Annotated in this window: 13 protein-coding genes; 2 read left to right on the top strand and 11 right to left on the bottom strand. The window is 33.7% G+C overall.

What is annotated here, in order from left to right; translation table 11 throughout:
- Positions 1 to 20: 20 nt before the first annotated feature.
- Together PL77_RS24765 and PL77_RS24760 are read right to left on the bottom strand one after the other, a co-directional pair.
- On the bottom strand, positions 21 to 3,200 hold the full coding sequence (locus tag PL77_RS24765) for a SusC/RagA family TonB-linked outer membrane protein (RefSeq protein WP_044211423.1): 3,180 nt from the start codon (positions 3,198 to 3,200) through the stop codon (positions 21 to 23).
- Positions 3,201 to 4,244: 1,044 nt separating this feature from the next.
- Complete coding sequence (locus tag PL77_RS24760) at positions 4,245 to 5,123, bottom strand: TIGR01777 family oxidoreductase (protein WP_044211422.1); 879 nt, start codon at positions 5,121 to 5,123, stop codon at positions 4,245 to 4,247.
- 125 nt (positions 5,124 to 5,248) lie between these two features.
- Between PL77_RS24760 and PL77_RS24755 the strand changes: the two genes are divergently transcribed.
- Positions 5,249 to 8,254 carry an amidohydrolase family protein gene (locus PL77_RS24755; RefSeq protein WP_044211419.1) on the top strand — a complete coding sequence of 1,002 codons (3,006 nt, stop codon included), beginning with the start codon at positions 5,249 to 5,251 and terminating at the stop codon, positions 8,252 to 8,254.
- Between the two features lie 76 nt (positions 8,255 to 8,330).
- Positions 8,331 to 9,620, top strand: a complete 1,290-nt coding sequence (locus tag PL77_RS24750) for an amidohydrolase family protein (RefSeq protein WP_044211417.1) — start codon at positions 8,331 to 8,333, stop codon at positions 9,618 to 9,620.
- Between the two features lie 119 nt (positions 9,621 to 9,739).
- On the opposite strand, the gene PL77_RS24745 is transcribed toward PL77_RS24750, so the two are convergent.
- The 9 genes from PL77_RS24745 to PL77_RS24710 form a co-directional block, all read right to left on the bottom strand.
- Positions 9,740 to 10,384, bottom strand: coding sequence for a hypothetical protein (locus PL77_RS24745; RefSeq protein WP_044211415.1), 645 nt, complete (start codon positions 10,382 to 10,384; stop codon positions 9,740 to 9,742).
- Between the two features lie 168 nt (positions 10,385 to 10,552).
- Positions 10,553 to 11,164, bottom strand: coding sequence for a DUF3267 domain-containing protein (locus PL77_RS32575; RefSeq protein ID WP_371199261.1), 612 nt, complete (start codon positions 11,162 to 11,164; stop codon positions 10,553 to 10,555).
- A 244-nt stretch (positions 11,165 to 11,408) separates the two neighbouring features.
- A complete protein-coding gene (locus tag PL77_RS31905) occupies positions 11,409 to 11,537 on the bottom strand; it encodes a class IIb bacteriocin, lactobin A/cerein 7B family (RefSeq protein ID WP_156152529.1) in 129 nt (42 codons plus the stop codon).
- A 2-nt stretch (positions 11,538 to 11,539) separates the two neighbouring features.
- Positions 11,540 to 11,689: a hypothetical protein gene (locus PL77_RS31900; protein ID WP_156152528.1), complete on the bottom strand. Its 150-nt coding sequence runs from the start codon at positions 11,687 to 11,689 to the stop codon at positions 11,540 to 11,542.
- Between the two features lie 153 nt (positions 11,690 to 11,842).
- Positions 11,843 to 13,177, bottom strand: coding sequence for a TolC family protein (locus PL77_RS24735; RefSeq protein WP_172665946.1), 1,335 nt, complete (start codon positions 13,175 to 13,177; stop codon positions 11,843 to 11,845).
- 1 nt (position 13,178) lies between these two features.
- A complete protein-coding gene (locus PL77_RS31895) occupies positions 13,179 to 13,442 on the bottom strand; it encodes an HTH domain-containing protein (protein WP_044211408.1) in 264 nt (87 codons plus the stop codon).
- Positions 13,443 to 13,461: 19 nt separating this feature from the next.
- Positions 13,462 to 15,651 carry a peptidase domain-containing ABC transporter gene (locus PL77_RS24725; RefSeq protein WP_044211407.1) on the bottom strand — a complete coding sequence of 730 codons (2,190 nt, stop codon included), beginning with the start codon at positions 15,649 to 15,651 and terminating at the stop codon, positions 13,462 to 13,464.
- 62 nt (positions 15,652 to 15,713) lie between these two features.
- Positions 15,714 to 16,796, bottom strand: coding sequence for an HlyD family secretion protein (locus tag PL77_RS24720; RefSeq protein WP_172665945.1), 1,083 nt, complete (start codon positions 16,794 to 16,796; stop codon positions 15,714 to 15,716).
- 599 nt (positions 16,797 to 17,395) lie between these two features.
- Complete coding sequence (locus PL77_RS24710) at positions 17,396 to 18,358, bottom strand: hypothetical protein (RefSeq protein ID WP_044211402.1); 963 nt, start codon at positions 18,356 to 18,358, stop codon at positions 17,396 to 17,398.
- Positions 18,359 to 18,476: the final 118 nt, after the last annotated feature.

The raw sequence follows: 18,476 nt of genomic DNA, 5'->3' as shown, positions 1-18,476 counted from the left end.
TTTCTTGTTAAGATTTTAGATTAGAAAGTGATATCAACACCGAAACCAAAACTGTTTGTATTTGGCATAGAGAATCTTTCAAAAGATCCACCCATATTGTTATTACCTTGAGATGATTCAGGATCAAAGTTTGGTAATTCTGTCCATAGTAAAATATTTCTAGCAAATACAGACAAACCAATACTTGTTGTGCCTTTGATGATTTTATTAGGGAACTTATAGCCTAACGAAAGTTCTCTTAGTTTCACAAATGAGTTATCATAGATGTAAGCCTCATCAATATTACCTTCCACATTATCCCATCTTCTTTGGTAAGCACCAGTGTCAGACTCGCCACCTCTTTGAATGTCATTTGGTGAACCATCTGCTTTTTCACCTGGATAGATAAATGGATTCGTTCTATCGGCAGTGACTTCACTTACACCGTAAAGATTGATCAGACCATTTGAACCAGAATACATTTGACCTCCTTGTTTCCATTCAAAAGTAGCACCCAATGACCATGTTTTGTAATTCAAGTTTGTACCAAAACCAAGAATAAAATCTGGAGTTACATCACCGATAATTTTTGCAGGTCCTGCCATTGGCAAACCATAATCAGCAGAATTTGGATCTTCATTGACTAAGATTCCCCCATTTGGTCCTCTTTGGAAACTACTACCATAAATTACAGGAAAGGCGTACCCTGCCGCTGCTCTCACTTGTGGTGTTGTAAAACCACCTAAGAAGATACTTTCTACACCGTCAGCTAACTCATCTACCTTACTGATGATTCTTGAATAATTGACATTCACCGACCAAGTCCAATCTTGCGTTTGTACAGGGATCACATTTAAAGTAACCTCATGTGCATTGGTTGTAATTTTACCACCGTTGGTCTCTAACTCTTCAAAACCAGTAGAAGCTGTAAGTGGTACTGCAAAAATCTGATCCGTTACATTTTGCCTCGAATAAGTATATGAAAGGGTAATTCTATCATTGAAGAAACCTAAATCAGCACCCAGTTCATAAGAGGCTGTATTTTGTGGTTTCAGATTAGGATCAAATAATTTAGCATTCTGAGTATAAGAATTGACGTTTGCTCCATTGATCGCTAAAGGATAACTGATCGGGAATGGACCTGAACCAAACCATCCACCACCATAAGTTGGCAAAGAATAAAAGTTTTCAAAATACTCACCTGCTTGTCCTACTTGTGCCCATGATGCTCTCAGTTTTAATAATGATACTTTATCGGCATTATCCATAAAGTCCATTTCACTTAACACCAAACTACCTGATATAGAAGGATAGAAGAAGTTTCTGTTGTTTCTAGGCATTGTAGAAACATAATCTGTACGCCCTGTAGCTGTCAGATAAAGTAGACTCTTGTAAGAGTAAGAAACACTTGCAAAGAAACCTACCGTACGTGTTCTTCTTTGTTCTTCTTGTGCAGTGATCACTTTAGTGTTTTCAATATGTCTCCATCCACCGAAGTTGAACTGCTGACCATCTTGAGTGTACGTCTTTTTTCTTGTGTCATTGACTTCATTACCAATGATGGCCGTCAAGTTATTATCTGTATTGATTTTCCAATTCAAATTCACTGTGGTCAATGAATTCAAAATATTATTGGTAACACCTCTATTGGTAATTTTACCTTCAGCACCTCTATGACCATATTCAAATATATCTTGGAAATGCGTAGTATAAGTATCCACACCCAATTGGTATTTTACTCTGATATCTAAATCTTCTGTAATATCTGTTTCATACTGTACGTAAGCATTACCAAAGAAACGGTCTGTTCTATCATTAAATACATTGTTATTAGCAGCCCAGTATGGGTTATCAAACGTCTGAGAACGGTAATAAATTTGTTGGTAAGGGTTGTCAGGGTTTGCAAATGGAATACCTTTCAAATCATAAGAAGTTGGTGCTGCATAAACACCCGCTAGTGCCGCATCGTTACCTGCTGATAATTTATCAATGTCTGTATTCACATAATTGGCCGAAACCCCTACTGAGAAGTAGTTGTTGACTGTCGCATCAAACTTACCTTTTGCATTCCATCTATTCATACCCGTAGATGGTGCTACACCATTTTGAGTTGTATTACCCAAGCCAATACTGTAGTTCGCATTTTCTGTAGACTGGCTTACGCTAATTGATGTATTGACTGTAGAACCGGTGCGGAAATAATCTCCAAAATTATCATAGGTATTAGGTTCTACCCAAGGATCCAAACCGGCAGCTTCTCTCTGTGCTACAAAATATTTCCCAGGTTGCCCTTGATTATTACCACCTACATTAGGATCGTCAGGTAGTTCAGACATTGGAATACCCCAAGCTTGAGAACTATTCGAAACGTAGTTGCCACCAGTACCTTGTGAGTAAGCTGTTTGGTATTCTGGTTTACGAGAAACAGTCTCCCAGCTGGTAAAGTTATTAATTCTCACCACTGGCTTACCCATTTTGTTGCCTTTACCACTTTTGGTTTTGATAATGATTACACCATTCGATGCTCTAATACCATAAAGTGCCGCTGCTGCTTGTCCTTTCAAAATGTTGATGCTTTCAATATCGTTAGGGTCAATATCAACCGCTCTATTTGAGATATCACTACCTGTCACGGAGCTACCTGTACTGAAATCGGGATTTGAACTGATAGGCATACCATCAATTACATATAATGGGGCGTTATTACCTGTAAAAGATCTTGCTCCTCTGATGTTAATTTGAGTCGAAGCTCCAGGCATACCTGAAGATGGTTTAATATCCACACCTGAGATTTTACCTTGCATTGATCCAGCTAACCCAGGGTTACCTGTTCTTTGCAGATCTTCTGTTGCAACTTCCTGTACGGCATAACCAAGTGATTTTTTATCTTGTGTTTGCCCCATTGCAGTGACTACAACTTCATCTAATTCTTCAGCATCTACTTCCATAGGTACATCAATTACTGATTGAGTACCAACTGCTATTTCTTGTGAAGAGTAGCCGATAAAACTAAAGATTAAGACATCGTCATTACCAACATCAAGGGTGAATTCACCATCAAGGTTAGTGATGGTACCTTTTGAGGTTCCTTTTACCACTACTGTTACACCTGGTAAAGGTTCTCCTCCGTCAGAAACAGTACCCGTCACGGTACGCTCTTGACCGTATGCTCCTACAAAACTAATTGTAACAGCTACTAAGAGTAAAAGTATTTTTTTCATAAAAATTTAGAAGAAATAATTGAGCTTTGAGTGGAGTAAGATGAAATAGTATTTAACTAATTAACTTGAACAAATGAAAACGGGGTATTTTAGGTTATTATTTTAATCCAAGGTAATGCATTATTAAGCAGCACTACCACGATTAAGAGATAGATATCTAACGCGAAAAGGATTGAAAAGAAAAGATTTAACCCCAATCATGCTTGTCTTTCTACTTCAAGATTGAGAGGAAAGTACCACGACAAGCTTTTGAACGGATAATTTCAGCCTACTTCAGAAACAGGAGCGAATGATTGTTGATATATTCTGAGTGCATTTTCATATTTAATTTAAATACTCGATCAGATTTGTCTTAGTATCTAAACATAAGCTTCAATAAGAACTCCACTTCGTTCATTTTTGGATTTTTGTTTACTTCATATGACCTATAACTCATGAATTAAGAGGAGTCAAAGAAGAAGTAGAAAAACTGTTGCTTCAAGGCAGTGTATCATTTAATGTTAGACTTAATATATTGGCCAAAAATGACGATCATCTTCGACTTACATAAATTTAATCAATTCATTAACAGCTAGATAAACATTAACATCAATACTTATTGAAATACAACACTACATTGATTTAATACAAATTATTTATTCTCATAACAATGAATACTTACATAAGAATGTAAATTTTACCGCTTTTTAATCCGTAAACAAATACTACTTATAACATTAAACAAGCGCTTTTCTTCGTCGGCAGAATGGGACCAATTATACATGATATAGCCCAGAACTATTGGTTTTAATTTAGATATAAACATGATAATGAGATTGGATAGTACTTCATGCTATAGGCACTGATTGTTGTTAAAGTATTTGGGTTTCAATTTTTAGCATCAGTGCCTATAATTTTAGTAAAACTAGCATAAGTACGATTTCGTTATAAACGATAATAACACTAAGCAGTGTAAATGTCTAAAAATCACAAAAAAAAGAGGTAGTAATCTTAATGTTATCACCTCTTTTATTAGAATAGTATAAAATGTCTCAAAAGAAAAGTTTAAACTAATACTGTTTCAATTTCTTCATTTTTAAAGTCAAAATTCAAGTTTTTATCCAATGATTTCACTTTTGTACTATTCAAAACTAAAGCTACACTTTCTCCCAATAATAATTTAAGTACAAAAACAGGAACGTTTGGTAATATTAAAGGACGATGGTAAAACTTGGCTACTCTTTTGGTCATTTCCTTATTGGTCAGAGGGGTTGATGTAACCGCATTGTAAGTTCCTTCCATTTGATCGTTTTCAATTGAAAAAATAATTAAACGTACAATGTCTTCCAGACTAATCCATGACATCCATTGATCACCACTTCCTAAAGCTGCTCCAACTCCCATTTTAATGGGTTGAATCATCTTTGAAAGTGCACCTCCTTGATTTGATAAAACAACTCCTAACCTTAGTTTCACCAATCTGCTTACAGATAAAATATCCATTGTCTCTTCCCACTTTCTTACAACATCCGCTAGAAAATCTGTTCCTGCATTTGCTTTTTCATCTACTAACTCATCAGCTCTATCTCCATAATAACCAATCGCAGATGCACATATTACCGCTTTAGGAGGGTGCTCTAAGGCATTAATAGTTTCCATTAATAATGTAGTGGCTACCACCCTACTATTTAGGATTTCCTCTTTTGCTTTAGATGTCCACCTTCCCTCTCCAACATTTTTACCTGCTAAATGAACCACAACATCTACTCCTTCAAATGCTTTTTTATCTATTGTTTTTTGAGTTAAATCCCATTTGTAACGAGGAATAGATTTAGATAAATCTTCTTTTCGAGAGAGCCAACTTACTTTGTGCCCACCTCTGATTAATTTTTTAGAGAGTTCCTTACCTACAAGTCCTGAACCTCCTGTTATAAGTATTTTCATGAATAGTTATTTTAATATCAATATAACCAATTAAATAATGATCTTGTTTTGCTTTGTTTTCAATACTGATTAAGTTAGTAGTTCAATATAACACAACCTCCAATTCAATTAAATATAACTTCAATATGATTAAACTCAACACAATAGGTGTTGTCCTATTCTTGATCTATTCTTGTTTCAATACTTATGCTCAAGAAACATTTACGATCAATGGTGTACGTGACGACAGAAGTAATTATTATGCTATTACTAATGCTACTGTTCACATCTCTCCTTCCGAAAAATTAGAAAATGCTACCTTGGTCATCAAAGAAGGCAAAATTATCAGTGTCAACAAAAGTACTTCTGTACCCAAAGGGGCCGCTGAGATTAATGCTGAAGGAAAACATATCTATGCTTCTTTTATTGACGCGAACTCTCACTACGGTATGCCAAGTGTAAAAAAAGGAAGTTTTTGGTCGTGGAGCAAACCTGAAAATATAGGTCCTCAAAACCCTAAAGCATACAATGCCAATGACGCCATAAGAGCGAATAATAATGCTGCTGAGTTATTTAAAAGTGACTCAAAACAAGCTGAAGCAATGCGAAAAATTGGCTTTGGAAGTGCTTTAACTTACTTACCCGATGGTGTTGCGAGAGGTACTTCTGCTTTAGTGACATTTGGTAAAGGAAGAGCAAATACAATTATTCTTGAAAACCAAGTGGGAGCTCATTATGCCTTTGATAAAGGGTCTTCTGCTCAAATGTACCCTGTATCTACAATGGGCTATGTGGCATTACTCCGACAAACCTATTATGATGCACAATGGTATGCTGAAGGTGGAAAGGAGAAGTTTACAGACTTAACGTTAGAAGCATTTAATGCTACGCAGTCTTACCCTCAATTTTTTGATACCAAAGATATTTTTGACTTAGAAAGAGCAGCCAAAGTAGCAAAGGAATTCAACAAGCGTTATATCTATGTTGGTAACGGTGATGAGTACCAAGACTTGGTCACTTTAAAACAATTTCAACCCTCTCTAATTGTACCTATCAGTTATCCTCAAGCACTTAATGTTGCAGACCCTATTGATGCAATGAATGCTCCTTTCTCAGAAATGAAACACTGGGAATTGGCTCCGTCTAACTTAGCAATGTTAGAAAAAGAAGGATTCTCATTTGCCATTACTGCCTCAAAACTTCCTTCAAAAGCCGCATTTTTAAAGAATCTACGCTTAGCCGTAGAAAGAGGTCTTTCAGAAGAAAAAGCACTTGAAGCATTGACTGTAACTCCTGCGGCCTACATGAATGCTTCTTCTCGATTAGGTACATTAGAACCAGGTAAAATTGCCAACTTTATTATCACTTCAGATAATATTTTTTCTAAGGATGGAAAGGTTTTAGAAAATTGGGTTAGAGGCCATCAGTACATTATTGAAAAATGGTCTAATGATGACCTACTTGGCAATTATGCATTGAAAGTCAATAATGATACCTTCACACTCAAAGCCTCTGGAGAAAATCCTTCTACCCCGAAATGGGAGGTTTCTATCGATGATTCCACAAAACTGGAATCCAAAGCCACATTTCATCAAGGGATGATTACACTTTCATTTGCAAGTGACACAACTAAAAATGCTCGAACAATTCGTCTTTCGGGATGGACAGATAAGAATGGTAATTTTAGTGGAGAAGGAAAAGATACCAAAGGTGAATGGATAAGTTGGACTGCCGTAAAAGCAGTATCGACAAACGATAAAGCCGAAACTACAAAGAAAGAAAAAGCTGAAAGTGCCAATGAATTAGGTGAGGTCATCTACCCTTTTAGTGCTTACGGTAGCACAAAAATTGCTCAACAAGAAGACATTTTAATTACAAATACTACCGTTTGGACGAACGAAAACGATGGTGTATTAGAAAATACGGATGTCTTGATTAAAGAAGGAAAGATCATCAAAATTGGTCAAGGTTTAAAGGCAAATAAAAAGACTAGAGTAATAGACGGAAAAGGCAAACACCTTACTGCTGGAATTATTGACGAGCACTCACATATTGCATTATTTAGTGTAAATGACGTTGCAGTCATGTCATCAATGGTGAGAATGGAAGATGTTGTGAATCCAAATGATGTTGATATCTACCGTCAATTAGCCGGTGGCGTTACTTCTGCTCAGTTATTACATGGTTCTGCGAACCCAATTGGTGGTCAATCTGCTATCATCAAGATGAAGTGGGGACATACTAACCCAGAGGAATTGCTATTCCCCAATGCAAAACCGTTTATCAAATTTGCTTTAGGTGAAAATGTGAAACGTTCTAGCTGGCCAATGTCTCATCGTTTTCCACAAACAAGAATGGGAGTTGAAGCCGTTTATAACGATGGTTTTGCTAGAGCTAAAGCTTATGACAAAGCTCAGAAGGAATACGCGGGTCAAGGTCCTAAACCAAGAAAAGATCTTCAGTTAGAAGCGTTAGCTCAAATCTTAAATGATGAACGCTTTATCTCATGTCACTCCTATGTTCAGTCAGAAATCAACATGTTGATGAAAGTAGCAGAAAGTTTTGACTTCAGAGTAAATACCTTCACTCATATTTTAGAAGGGTATAAAGTGGCTGACAAAATGAAAAAACACGGAGCAGGTGCGTCTACTTTCTCTGATTGGTGGGCTTATAAGTTTGAAGTGTATGAAGCTATTCCTCAAAACGCTGCATTAATGGCTGACCAAGGTGTTACCGTTGCCATCAATTCTGATGATTCAGAAATGGGACGAAGACTAAATCAAGAAGCTGCCAAGAGTGTAAAATACGCTAATATGTCAGAGGAAGAAGCTCTAAAAATGGTAACGCTGAATCCTGCCAAATTACTTCGAATTGATGATCAGGTCGGGTCAATTAAAGTTGGAAAATCTGCTGATGTAGTACTTTGGACAGATCACCCGCTCTCTATTTATGCAAAACCTGCTTATACTATGGTTGATGGCACGGTTTATTTCTCTTTAGAAAAAGATGAGCAACTGAGAAAAGAAATGACAGTTGAACGTGCACGTTTAGTAGCTAAAATGCAAGAAGCCATTAAAAATGGTGCAAAGGCAAAAGACGTAGCTCCAAAAATAAATCACCATATGCATTGTGATCACCTGCATTTAGATTAGAAATAGACGCTATGGTCTATCATTTTCGACGTTCCACTTTAACGTCACTAATCTTTGAGTCAAAAAGTCATTTAACATGAAAAAAACATATTATATATTCTCTGTCATTTGCGGTTTATTATTAACTATTACTGCATCTGCACAGGTCCCATCTCCTGCCAAAGCCCAAAACAAAGGAATTATTCTAAAAGGGGGCGAAATTCATGATGGAAATGGAAACGTTTTTCCAAATGCTGTCATTGCATTTAATGAAGGAAAAATCACATTCATTGGTAACAACTTCTCTGACGACAGCTATGAAGTAATTGATATTTCAGGCCAAAAGGTATACCCTGGTTTTGTACTACCTACGTCAGAATTAGGCTTGGTTGAAATTGAAGCAGTAAGTGCTTCCAACGACAATTATGAAACAGGGAAAATTAACCCAGAAGTACGTTCTGTCATTGCTTTCAACACCGACTCTCATGTTATTCCAACCGTAAGAAGTAATGGGGTCTTAGTGGAGCAAGTAATGCCCAAAGGTGGTATTTTTTCGGGTCGATCTTCCATTGTTCAATTAGATGCTTGGAACTGGGAAGATGCTCTCATTAAAGAAAATGATGGTCAGCATCTACACTGGCCTAGCAAATACTACAGTCACTCATGGACAAGCCCTGAAAAAGGATTAATTATATCGAAAAGTTATCATCAGCAAGTGGCTTTGATTGAGAAAACTTTAATGGATGCGGAAGCATACAGTCAAGGCAAACCTACTGCCGTTCCTGATTTTCCATTGGAAGCAATGAGAGGACTTTTCTCAGGTGAAGAACAATTATTCATCCATGTAGATGAAGCTAAAAGTATTGTAGAAGCTATACAGTTAGTTCAGAAGTATAATATCAAAAAAGTAGTCATTGTAGGAGGCGCTGACGCTTGGCTTGTAACCGATTTCTTAAAATCAAACAACATTTCTATCCTCATGACTGACGTACATCGCTTACCAGTCCGTGAACAAGATGATGTTGATTTACCCTACAAAAGAGCAAAAATGCTACAAGATGCGGGCTTGACTGTAGGACTTACACATTCTAGTCCATCCAATTCCAGAAACTTACCTTTCTACGCAGGAACTGTAGTCGCTTATGGTGTAGACAAGGAAGATGCATTGAAAATGATTACTTCCAATACTGCCCAAATTCTTGGCATTGATGATCAATACGGAAGTCTTCAAGTAGGTAAGTCGGCCACTTTTATTGTCAGTCAAGGTGATGTATTGGACATGAGAACAAGTAAAATCATCCATGCATTTATCGATGGAAGACAACTTGACTTAAACAACAAACACAGCATGTTGTATAAGAAGTTTAAAGAAAAATACGATGAATAACATTGGTTTATTCTGTTATTCATGAACACACATTAGTGATTGAATATAAAGGCACCATCATCAATGCTTGAAAAGGTATTTTTGGCGGTGTTTCTCTAAAAAACACATACCGTTGCCGATTATATCATAGATATTCCTATGAAATTTATTATCATGTGAGATAGAATACTATATTTCATACTATATTTTATTCTAATAAAGGACAAAAGATAACCAAGCATAAAAATTGATGAAAGATAACTTATAATATATGGAATGAACGTAAAGCGAAGTTGATTATCAGAAAGGTTATTTAAATGCATAAATGCAAATATTATCAGAGATGCTTTAAAAATATATTCCTTATTAAAAGTCACATCTAAAGGAATTAGTTTATCAAATAGGATAAACAAAAGAATGGAGAGTGAAACTAATAAAAGTAATTTTATCAATAAATTAATTTCGAAATTACTACTTCCTATAATTACTATTAAATAAGAGATAAATAACGCCAAGGACAATATAATATTAGACCTTTTAAAACTTAAACAATATCTAAAAATAAACTCTTCAATGACTGGGATAAGTGTCATGCCTAAAACCTTTTGAGTTAAAGTCATATCTCCTCTCATTACATTTTCTGATAAATCTCCCTGAAGAATATAACTTATACCATTTGTAATAGCATTCAAACAAAATATAGCAATTACTATATAAACTATTGTTAATGGTAAGTATTGTTTTTCTAATGAATCAATTTGAGAATATTTAAGCCCTTTAATCATTTTTTATAAGTATGAATTTGAATATGATGAAAACGACAATACTATTTCAAACTACTTTGATATTCCTACATAGCTATCTATAAGAAATTTATTTAAAGCAAGACTTCTCCTTTCAAATATAAAAAAGAAGAAAAATAAAGTTGTAGTAGTCTTTCATTTAACTTTGTTTTATTTAGTAGCTTTTTCTGTCTTTAATTCTGAGGTGGAATTTCCAATGAATATTGTATTATCATTATTCCATAATCTTGATGTTGAGATTCCAATTTGTATGAGATAATCTGAAAAGGTAAAGTCTCCCTTTGAAAAAGAATAATTACAAACTAATACAGGAATAGTAAAAAAGTATAATTCGATATTGTGATATTTTATTGCAAAGAATATACATACTAAACTAATTAGAATAAAAGGTAACATTAAAATAAATATATATTCATATCCATTCAGTTTGCTTGTCCGAGTAGTGACATAAAAGATCTTTTCTTTTTTTACTTTCCCAAAATATACATCTCGTTTCCCAACTATTAGGTACCCAAAATAATGTATTACTTCATGCAGAAAAATAAGAATAGAAAATGAGAAGAAAATAGATGAACCAAATAAAAATAAAGGTAAATAACTTTGAAAGTAGCAGCTAACTAAAACCTTCAAAATAATTAAAAGGAGTAATAATATTTGGATTTTTTCTACAAATGAATAGCTCTTTAGTAGCTTGCTTTTTCTATTAAATCTTTCATTAATGAAGGCATGAACCTCTGAATGTTTTATTTTTCGAATGCGCATTTTTATTGTTGAAATATGCATTACAAGTAAATTAATAAAAAGTTGAGTGTTATGCTCCTATAGAAAATTGAAGATAAAATCTAATAGATAATAACCTATAAATCCTCCTACTACAAATCCAAATATATAAATTAATAATTCCTTTAAGTTTTTTCTTAGACTTTCCATTTAATATATAATTAACATAAAGACATCACAAATTTACGATTAACACGTAAATCTGTGATGAATAAAAATAAATTTATTAACTAACGACATAATCTAATAATGCCATTCCTGCATACCCAACAAAGGAACCAACTACGAAACCAGCTACCCAAATGAGAATACCTCCATCAATTTCTTGGAGTTCATTTAATTCTAATTCTTTCATTATTATGCGTATCTTTTAATGTAAAATGCAGCTCCTGCAGCTGTTCCAAATCCCATAGCTGTCCAAAATCTGCCCCAAGCAGCTGATGACCCAAGTACCATACCACCATTAACCTCACGAACTTCATCAAGTTCTAATTCCTGAAATTTCATAATAATTAGTTTTCAGTTTATACCTACTCTAAAAATATTGTTCCACTTTTAATTTTCGGCATCCTTAAAAGCAGATCATCAAATAGTTAGCTAGCTTTATTTTGATATTGTAAAAGTATTGACTACCACGGAAAAAATACTTCCGCGAGAAAATTATTTTAATATTTCTCCAGAAATTTTTAATAAACGTACTTGTGATAAAATCAATTCATATTGTGCAGTGAAATAATTTAAAGAAGCATTCATATAGCTGTTTTGTACTTGACGAAAATCAAAAACTGATATACTCCCTAAATCCAATTGCTCTTGTGACAATTGAAGGTTTTCTTCCGCTGACTTTTGGCTGAGATAGCCAATTCTTACTTTTTCTTGGTTATAATGATAATTAGAGAAAAGCTGATGGAACTCTTTTTTTAACTCTAGCTTTTTCTTCTTCTGCTCTAATTGCTTTTTATGGAATTGGATTTTCGAAGATTGTATCTTTCTCTCATTTTGACCTCCATTAAAAACAGGTACAGTAACATTGATTCCTATAAAACCTCCATACAAATGTCCTTTATTCGTTTGAGTGATTAATTCCCCTTCAATGGTAGGGTAGTCTGCTGTCAACCAATTGAGATTACCTTGATAAGCCGATTCCAATGAAACAGTAGGTATTTTATTGGTCTTACTTAATTGTACATTAACTTGTTGCTGCCTCAGTTGTGTATTAATAACCCCCAATTGATTGTTTTGAGTATTGACCTTGTCAAAAACACTAGAAGCTGATAAATCTAAAGTAGGAACTTCTAAACTATCCGTAAGTTGATAAGGAGTATTTATATCCTCTTCCCCCAAGATATAATTTAGTTGTTGGAGATCACTTTCAACCTTTAGCTTCTGATCTACTAGATTTATAGAATCTGTAAAATATGTGGTCTTTTCTCTCGTTAATTCAAACTTTGAGTTTTCACCAAGTTGAACACCTTTCTCTATTCTTTGAATTCTATGTTCAGCATTTTGCTGAATCTTTATTAGCACATTTAGTTTTTCTTGCTCTAATAAAACCTTATAATATTGAAAAATTACTTCTTCCACTTTGTTCTCCATGATCAATTGATGTCTTAATAAAGCAAGCTGCTCTTCATTATCTAGTTGTTCCTTACGAAACCTTACCCTTTGACCGTTGAATAGAGTCCATTGAAGGTCAATACCAACGTCTAATTGTATATTATCATTTTGCCCTTCCAAAGAGAAAGGAGAAGCAGGTTGATTGACTTGAACTGTCCCCCTATTATTATTAGATAAATTGATTTGAGGAAGTTTTCCAGCATTCCCCCAAGTATTTTTCTGTTTTGCATCAGAAACCTCTTGCTGATCAATTTTTATATCATAGTTGTTTTGAAGTGTCTTTGCTATGGCATTTGATAAAGTCAAAGACTGATAGGATTGTCCTAATAATGAAAAAGAGAAAGTACTCATTATTAGCATTGAAAATAACTTTTTCATATTAGCTAATCTGTTTAATGGTTTTAACAGCATCTTCATGAATAAATCCAAAAAAGAAACAATACTGCTTTTTGTAGACATAACTCATTCGGTGATGATCGTAATAGATTTCCGCACCCATTTCCCTCATTTGAGTTAATAAAGTGCGAAGTGTTCGGTCTGTTATCTCTAGTTTTTCAGCTAACTCAATTGGAGTTCCTGTACCTCTTTTTCGAATTAAATAATCAATCCTCTCAATTCGTTCTAGTTGTTTTTGTAGTAGCATAACTGGTTGTGAAATTATTTTATGATAATAGCATTTGATTTAGTTCTTTAGGAGTTTGAGATTCCCATAATTCTTGATATTTTCCATTTTGTGCCATTAACTCAAAATGCTTTCCTTCTTCAATCAGTTGTCCTTTATCTAGCACTATTATTTTATCAGCATTTTGTATTGTAGAAAGACGATGTGCAATAATGATAACGGTCTTCCCTTTTAACATCAATTTTTGGATAACATCCTGTACAAATTGTTCTGATTTACTATCCAAGGCTGAGGTTGGTTCATCAAGAATCAATATTTCAGGTTCTCTGTATAAAGCACGTGCAATCGCCAAACGTTGACGTTGACCACCAGATAAAGTGGTTCCTTTTTCACCAATCTCTGTTTGAAAGCCATTCGGTAAATTTTCTATAAATGAAAGTATACCGAGCTCTTTACAGATGGCAATCACTCGTTCAACATTAGGCTTTAACTCACCTAATGCTATATTTTCCAATACATTCCCTTTAAATAGCTCTATCTGCTGTGGTACTACACCTATGGCTTTTCTTAAAGATTGCTTTGAAAAATAATTAATATTAGTATCTCCTATTAAAATCTGTCCTTTCTGGATTAGATATATTTTTTGAAGTAATGAAGCTAAAGTCGATTTTCCTGAACCACTTTCCCCAACAATAGCAGTTAATCTCCCTTTCGTTATTTGAAGATTGAGGCCTTTGAATACGTCAACTCTTGAACCATATCTAAATGATACATCTGTCAGTTGAATAGACCCAATGTTTTGTGGTGTTAATTCTATTTGTTCTTCATTCGTGTTTGACATTTCATGGTCTAAATCCAATAATTCGAATAAACGATCTGCTGCAATTTTTGCATTTTGCCATTGGCCATTCATACCAATTAAAGCAGCGACAGGACCTGTTAGATAATTTAGTAATGCATTAAACGAAAGTAATTCTCCTGGTGTTAATTCTTTCAATAAGACGAAATTGGCTCCAACTCCCAATACAATCACTGTAAAAATGATTGTGACAAAGTGAGTACTATTCTCAGAAAAGATATTGGTTTGAGAAATACTAAATACGTTTTTAAGCGTGTCTACAAATCTAACTTCTGTTTTTAAGTTTGAAAAATCTTCAATTCCCAATCTCTTAATAGTGCGGATTGCATCTATGGACTCCACTAATTGAGCTTCTAGCTCAGCACTACTTTCCATCAATTGCCTCTGGTATTTTTTATTACGATGGTTCACATACCAATAGATTCCTCCTGAAATGGGAAGTATTAAAAGCATAATCAAAGCAAGTTTCCATGAATAGATAAACATTGCTGAAAATGAAAAGATCAGCACACACACATTAATCACTAATGAGATCGCACTATCATTGATAAAAGCTCTAATTTTTACAGCATCATTAATACGAGACACTATCTCTCCCACCCTCATCGTATCGAAAAAACGTTGTGGTAATTTGATAAGGTGTTGATAGTAACCTAATATTAAACGTGCATCAATCATTTGCCCTGTTCTTAAAACAAGTTGGCTTTTAAGAACACCTATTATAGTTTGAAATAATAAGATAACGACCATAGAAATACTCAATAGCCAAAGTAGGTTATGATTACCATCTACAAGAACATAATCGACAATTTTTTGAATATATATTGATGTACTCAGCCCTAAAATAGTAAAGACAAGAGCTCCTATTATAGCTTGAAATAACACACTTTTATGTGTGCTTAGCAATTCATAAAATCTACTACTTATTGAAATCGTTTCATTTTTCTTTTCAAAGGAAATAGAAGGAGTTATTAATATTAATACACCTGACCACAATTTTGAGAAGCTATCTAAAGAGTAATCATGATATTGCCCGTCGCCTGGGTCCATTACTACTACCTTACTGGAAGTTACTTGAATAATGACAAGAAAGTGATGTAAACCATTTTCTAATACTACATGAGCAATAGAAGGACACGTTGCCTCTGGTAATGCTTTGATATCACCTCTCACTCCCTTAGCGTCAAACCCTAAAGCTTTAGCGGCTTCAATTAGTCCTAATAAATTTGTTCCTTTTTGATCAGTGGATGCAAGTTGTCGAATTTTAGCCACGGAGTAGTCTGCTCCGTAATATCTAGAAATAGAGAGGAGGCAAGCAGCTCCACAATCAGTGATATCACGCTGCTTGACTTTTAGTTTAGTCAACTTCATAAATTTTATTTTTTAATTGATTTTAATCGGTAGTTCGTTTTTGAGAAATTCTTAAGTACAAGTTACTTTTTAGCTACACTATGCAATTGATTTCTTGAAGGGTTTAACCAGTCATCAGTTTGATCATAAATCAGATCAAATAAACTTCTTTTTGTTACAACGAATCTAGCCTGTAATGTCATTCCTTTTTTAAGGTAACCTTTGTAACCATTTGATAAAGTGAGGTAGTCTTGCTGTATTTTGCACTTCACCTTAAAAACAGGTTGCTGATCTATCATTACTACGTCATGATACACTTCCATAATCTGTCCTTCCAAAGTACCCCAATCATTGTAGTTATAAGCGTCAATCTGCATAATAGCTTTCATTTCTTCTTTTAACCAGCCAATATCTTTAGGAGAAATATAACATTCGGCAATGAGGTCTGATTTTGGAGTGATTTCACCAATACTTTGATTTGAAAAAACGATAGTTCCTTCATGGATACCATTGAAATTTTGGAGTACCCCAGAAACCGTTGACCGTATATAATGCTTTGAAATTTGTTTATTGAGCTGTAGAATTTCGGCGTTCAGGTTTTCCAATTTTATTTTATGTTCATCCAATTCAATAGCCCATTCAGAGTGTGCCCTCTTCCACCTCAAGATCAAACTAGTCTGTGCTCTTCTAAGAACAATCTCAGCATCTTCAACGTCTTTCTCTGGAATTGCTTTTGACTGGAATAATGCTGTTTTCCGGTGAAGTTGTTTTTGAGCAAGATCTATTTCTTCTTGAAGTAAAAAAATGTCATTATAAAACTCTTCATACTTCTTTAGGTAGTTTCTCGTTCTTAAAAATTTCACTTCAGAAAGCACATTTACCTTTTTAGTAACTTTACAGAGATCCAATAAGTCTAAATATTGGTCATTAAGAATATCAAAATGCTTTATGCTAAAAGCTCTTTTGAGAGAGAGTTCTGTAGTATCTAAAGTTAAAATTATTTCACCTTTCTCTACTTCAGAATTATCAGTGATAAACACCTTAGAAACTTTTTCTGTCAAAGGAGACTTCAACTCAAACTTTTCTAAGGTAGGGCGTATCAACCCGAGTGATTGAACTGTGATCGGGACCTTAATCAGAGGTAATGAACATAATACTGAGATCACAAAAATCAAAATTGTAATATATAATACACTTGATTTTTTATTAAGTTGAGTATAGTACTTGGGTAATAATACCCTAATTAGTTCTGGCGGTAATAGCATTTGTATAAATAGTTAGCTGTAAAAATCGTTTAGCATTACCAATATTAAACATTTTATTTTCAATGTTAAAAAATAAAGCACTTTACATCAAATGTTTATATAAAATCTTATTATATTTTTATTTAAACTCATTACTATCAAATAATGATTAATATTTATCTAAATTCAGAATAAAATTTAACCAACTAATTTACATCAAGTTTTTCAATACCCTCTAAAAGTGCCTTCAAAATATTAATCATCACATCACTCCATGATCACTTGTAAGCTTTATTATGAGCAAAGGTTCTTTCTTTTTATTCAACAAAAATTTTGAGGGTAACAAAACGATATTAATAACTTTCGGTTCTGAAAAGGCATAGATATTAACTGATAACGGTATTGAATCCAAATCAAGCAATGCGAGTAAAAAAAAAGTTAAGAGGCAAAACCTATAGGTTTTGTCAGCAAAAAAAATGAACACCATCATAAATATATTTCTGAGGTATTTGTGGTGGTGTTTAATTTATTAATGGCTTATCATGAATTGTAATACTGCTTAAAAATGATTTTGATATTCTTTCATACCCTGTTGAATCAGAACTGTAAGGATATGTAGTTATAATAGAATAAACAATATCATCTATTCTGATTGAATGAAAGTTATACTTAGTTTGTTGTTCTTTCATTACATATATTGAATGTATTCCAAATTGGTTATTAGCTTGAGTTTCTCTATCTAAATAATGAATTTCAATATTATCAGATGATAAAAAAGTTATAATTTTATCGTCAATATCCCAGTCTTCTTCTCCTAAATATTGAATACCTAATTTAAACCCCATATTGTATTTATAATACCTGTAATTTTTGAAATCATCATCAGATAATCTCTCGTAATCTTCAAAAAGAGGTCCTTTCAATCCTTCTTGCATACTGATAGTTTGACGGAATAAAACTGAATCAATTTTATATTCCCAGTATTTTTGTTGACTAATGATTAGTCCATGATCTGTTTCCTTATCATATTTTTTGTTTTCTGTATTTAGTAGCATATTATATCTCACTAATGAGTCTATTAAATCACTTTCGGAAAGAGAAGTATCTGTAGATAATGCTTGGTTTAATTTTCTTGCTAAAACCTCAGCTATATTAAAATGATACTGTTCGTGCTTTAGAAGATGAGTAGAGTTATTAGGAGTAATGTCATTTTTATTTACCCAAGATAGCGTTTCATTTTGATATGCTTTTGCATAATATTTATGCTTACTTGTTGAATCTTCTACAAGTTTGATATCACTAGCTATTCCAGCAGTAAATGTTGAGAAGGGTCTAGGAATTCCTTGAAAATTGGACCATTCTAGTTGTTTCCAATCATTTATTTTATGAGGCTTATAAAAGTTGTTTTCAATGAGTTTTATAGAGATAATTATTGATAATGTAAATAGTAAAATTCCAATCCTAATCTTTGTAATCGTAGCCATAAAAGATTTGTTTATATAAAAAGGTAACAAAAGAAAAAGCTATTGAAATAATAACTTCAATGATAATAATCAAGAGAATATTCATAGTGATTTATAGTTACCCCATTAGTTTGGACTG

This window comes from Flammeovirga sp. OC4, from assembly GCF_000812565.1.
Taxonomy (GTDB): domain Bacteria; phylum Bacteroidota; class Bacteroidia; order Cytophagales; family Flammeovirgaceae; genus Flammeovirga.
Note: the sequence above shows the minus strand (reverse complement) of the source record. Positions and strands in the feature narration are given on the sequence as shown.

Excerpts from the sequence above, each read along its gene's own strand:
- PL77_RS24765 (WP_044211423.1), bottom strand. The coding sequence starts at position 3,200 with ATGAAAAAAATACTTTTACTCTTAGTAGCTGTTACAATTAGTTTTGTA.
- PL77_RS24760 (WP_044211422.1), bottom strand. The coding sequence starts at position 5,123 with ATGAAAATACTTATAACAGGAGGTTCAGGACTTGTAGGTAAGGAACTC.
- PL77_RS24755 (WP_044211419.1), top strand. The coding sequence starts at position 5,249 with ATGATTAAACTCAACACAATAGGTGTTGTCCTATTCTTGATCTATTCT.
- PL77_RS24750 (WP_044211417.1), top strand. The coding sequence starts at position 8,331 with ATGAAAAAAACATATTATATATTCTCTGTCATTTGCGGTTTATTATTA.
- PL77_RS24745 (WP_044211415.1), bottom strand. The coding sequence starts at position 10,384 with ATGATTAAAGGGCTTAAATATTCTCAAATTGATTCATTAGAAAAACAA.
- PL77_RS32575 (WP_371199261.1), bottom strand. The coding sequence starts at position 11,164 with ATGCGCATTCGAAAAATAAAACATTCAGAGGTTCATGCCTTCATTAAT.
- PL77_RS31905 (WP_156152529.1), bottom strand. The coding sequence starts at position 11,537 with ATGAAAGAATTAGAATTAAATGAACTCCAAGAAATTGATGGAGGTATT.
- PL77_RS31900 (WP_156152528.1), bottom strand. The coding sequence starts at position 11,689 with ATGAAATTTCAGGAATTAGAACTTGATGAAGTTCGTGAGGTTAATGGT.
- PL77_RS24735 (WP_172665946.1), bottom strand. The coding sequence starts at position 13,177 with ATGAAAAAGTTATTTTCAATGCTAATAATGAGTACTTTCTCTTTTTCA.
- PL77_RS31895 (WP_044211408.1), bottom strand. The coding sequence starts at position 13,442 with ATGCTACTACAAAAACAACTAGAACGAATTGAGAGGATTGATTATTTA.
- PL77_RS24725 (WP_044211407.1), bottom strand. The coding sequence starts at position 15,651 with ATGAAGTTGACTAAACTAAAAGTCAAGCAGCGTGATATCACTGATTGT.
- PL77_RS24710 (WP_044211402.1), bottom strand. The coding sequence starts at position 18,358 with ATGGCTACGATTACAAAGATTAGGATTGGAATTTTACTATTTACATTA.